Here is a 2,932-nt window from a genome sequence, read left to right as displayed (position 1 = left end):
GCGCAGCACCGCCAGCACATCCTTGACGTGGGCGGCATCGAGAAACTTCAGGCCGCCGAATTTGACGAAGGGAATGTTGCGCCGCGTCAGTTCGATCTCCAGCGGCCCGCTGTGATGCGAGGCGCGAAACAGCACCGCCTGGGATTTCAGCGCTGTGCCCGCCTCGCGCTCGGCCAGGATGGTGTCGCAGACGAAATTGGCCTGCTCGACTTCGTCGCGCACGGTCACCAGTTTTGGCCTGTCGCTGGATTTGCGCTCCGACCACAGGTTTTTGGTGAAGCGCTCCGAGGCTTCGCCGATCACCGCGTTGGCGGCAGCAAGGATGGTCTCGGTCGAGCGGTAATTGCGCTCCAGCATCACCACGTCGGCGGCTTGCGCGAACTGATTGGGGAAGTCGAGGATGTTGCGAACCTCGGCGGCGCGGAACGAATAGATCGATTGCGCATCGTCGCCCACCACCGTCAGCCCGGCGCCGTCGGGTTTCAGCGCCATGAGGATCGAAGCCTGCAGGCGATTTGTGTCCTGGTATTCGTCGACCAGCACATGGTCGAAACGCCCGCCCAGATGCGCCGCTATCTCGGGCTCCGCCGCCATCTGCGCCCAGTAGAGCAGCAAATCGTCGTAATCGAGCACGTTTTGCGCCTGCTTGGCCTCGACATAACCGGCGAACAATTCTTTCAGCTGCTCCGCCCAGCCGGCGCACCAGGGAAAGGCGGAACCCAACACCTCGTTGAGCGGCGCCTGCGCGTTCACCGCGCGCGAATAGATGGCAAGGCAAGTGCCCTTGGTGGGGAAACGCGCTTCCGTCTTCGAGAAGCCGAGTTCGTGGCGGACCAGATTCATCAGGTCGGCGGAATCCTCGCGATCATGGATGGTGAAGGCCGGGTCGAGACCGATCTCCAGCGCATAGTCGCGCAACAGCCGCGCGCCGATGCCGTGAAAGGTGCCGGCCCAGGTCAGCGCATCGGTGATGACGGCTGCATCGCGGCCGAGCACCTCGCCGGCAATACGCTCGACGCGCCTGGCCATTTCGGATGCCGCGCGGCGCGAAAACGTCATCAGCAGGATGCGGCGCGGGTCGGCGCCCTTGACGATCAGATGAGCGACGCGATGCGCCAGCGTGTTGGTCTTGCCAGATCCGGCGCCGGCAATGACCAGCAACGGGCCGGCAATCTGACCGGCGCCGTGCTCGACGGCCTGGCGCTGGGCATCGTTCAGCCGCGCGAGATAGGCAGGCTGGACGGTCGGTTCCCGAAAGGTCGAATCAGCGGTGGCGAGGTTCATCGCCCATCAAGCATCGTTTCTGCTTTGTTCGCAACATCGATGCGGGCACACCTAACCCATGCAGGACTGGGGCCGGTCTGAAGAGAAGGGATCGCGGCTAGCGTTGCGGATCGACACCCATGTCGGCCGACTGCCGTCGCAAGGTCTCGCGATCAGGTTGCGACGGCGGCAACAGCAGCGGGTCGACCGTATCGGGCACGTTTTCGACCATCTTCCTGGCGATGCGATAAGTGACATAGGCGAAGGCGCCGGCGACGAGCAGACGGAACATGGTGCAACACTCCTTTGGAGCAGAACCAACCGTAGAAACAGCCTTTGGTTCCCTTGCCAATCGTCCACGCGCGCAGTCGAAGATGGAGGGCGGTTTCGCCGGCGCTCCCGATGCATTCTCGAGGCAACCGGAGGCGGAACTTGGCCTTTGCGAGGTTCGCGTGCTGCCGCAACCCGCTGTGGCGTCCCGGACGAACTTTTGGAGAAGAAGGCCGGCGCCGCTTGGGAGGAGTGAAGCGCCGGCCAAGCGGATAATTAAGTCCGCCGCACAGGTAAGGCTAGCTGAGTCTTTCCCCTGCGTCATCGGGGGATTGTCTTTGTTAAAAACGTACCGACGCACACGGCCCTATCGGTCACCAGCCGTCAAGAGCTTGTCTTGACCATCATCCCGGCAATCTCAATAAACCCGGGAGTTGGCGATCAAAACGCGATCATCTTCCCGCGTCGCCACCCAGCCTTTGCCTGACCACGGCTACATGGAAATTCGTGCCGAACAGCAGCCCGTCATCGTTGAAGTCGTAGCTGGAATTGTGCAGCGGCGCGGAAGCTTCGCCATTGCCGAGGAAGACGAAGCAGCCCGGCACGTGGTCGAGGAAGCGGGCGAAATCCTCCGAAGCGGTCATCGGCTCGCGGGCGACGGCGATGTTGCCGGGTTCGAAGACGCCTCTGGCGGCGGCGAATGCGGCATCGACCAGTTCGGCATCGTTGCGCAGCGGCACGAACTCCCTGCTGTACTTGACCTCGGCGGTGACATTATAGGCGGCAGCGATGCCCTCGGCGAGAATGCGCATCTGCCGCTCGATCTCGGCGCTGACCTCGGGACGGAAGCTGCGCGCATCGCCGAGGATGCGGGCAAGACCGGGCAGAGCGTTGCGGGTGCCGTCGGTGATCAGCTCGGTCACCGAAACCACGGATATGTCGGCCGGACTCAGTCGGCGCGAGACGATGGTCTGCAGATTGGTGACCAGCGCGCAGGCCGCGACCAGCGTCTCGTTGCCCGCATGCGGCCGCGCGGCATGGCCGCCGAGCCCCTTGAGCACGATCTCGAAGTTGTCCTCGGCCGACATTATGGGTCCGGCACGGGTCTCGAAATGCCCGATCGGCAGGCCGGGCATGTTGTGCAGGCCAAAGATCTCGTCGAAGGGAAAGCGCTGCATCAGCCCATCTTCGAGCATGGCGAGTGCGCCCCTGCCCCATTCCTCGGCCGGCTGGAAGACGAAGCGCACGGTGCCGTCGAAACCGCCCTCACCGGCCAGCAGCTTTGCCGCGCCGAGCAGCATGGTGGTGTGGCCGTCATGGCCGCAGGCATGCATGATGCCGGGATTGCCGGACCGGTAAGATGCGTCCGATTGTTCTGATATGCGCAGCGCATCCATGT

The 2,932-nt window shown here is 63.5% G+C and carries 3 protein-coding genes; all 3 read right to left on the bottom strand.

The window, feature by feature from the left end:
* Nucleotides 1-1,284, bottom strand: a 1,284-nt coding sequence (locus EN884_RS31455) for an ATP-dependent helicase (RefSeq protein WP_164895276.1), incomplete at its 3' end; no start/stop codon positions are given.
* A 97-nt stretch (nucleotides 1,285-1,381) separates the two neighbouring features.
* Entirely contained in the window at nucleotides 1,382-1,555 is a 174-nt protein-coding gene (locus EN884_RS31450) for a hypothetical protein (protein ID WP_013532459.1), read from the bottom strand.
* Nucleotides 1,556-1,985: 430 nt separating this feature from the next.
* Nucleotides 1,986-2,932, bottom strand: a 947-nt coding sequence (locus EN884_RS31445) for an amidohydrolase (RefSeq protein ID WP_128360953.1), incomplete at its 5' end; no start/stop codon positions are given.

The sequence above is a fragment of the Mesorhizobium sp. M7A.F.Ca.AU.001.01.1.1 genome (assembly GCF_004022735.1).
Lineage (GTDB): Bacteria > Pseudomonadota > Alphaproteobacteria > Rhizobiales > Rhizobiaceae > Mesorhizobium > Mesorhizobium ciceri.
This window is presented reverse-complemented; position numbering and strand designations above follow the sequence as displayed.

Bases quoted from the DNA above. Each gene is read 5' to 3' on its own strand.
- EN884_RS31450 (WP_013532459.1), bottom strand. From the start codon at position 1,555: ATGTTCCGTCTGCTCGTCGCCGGCGCCTTCGCCTATGTCACTTATCGC.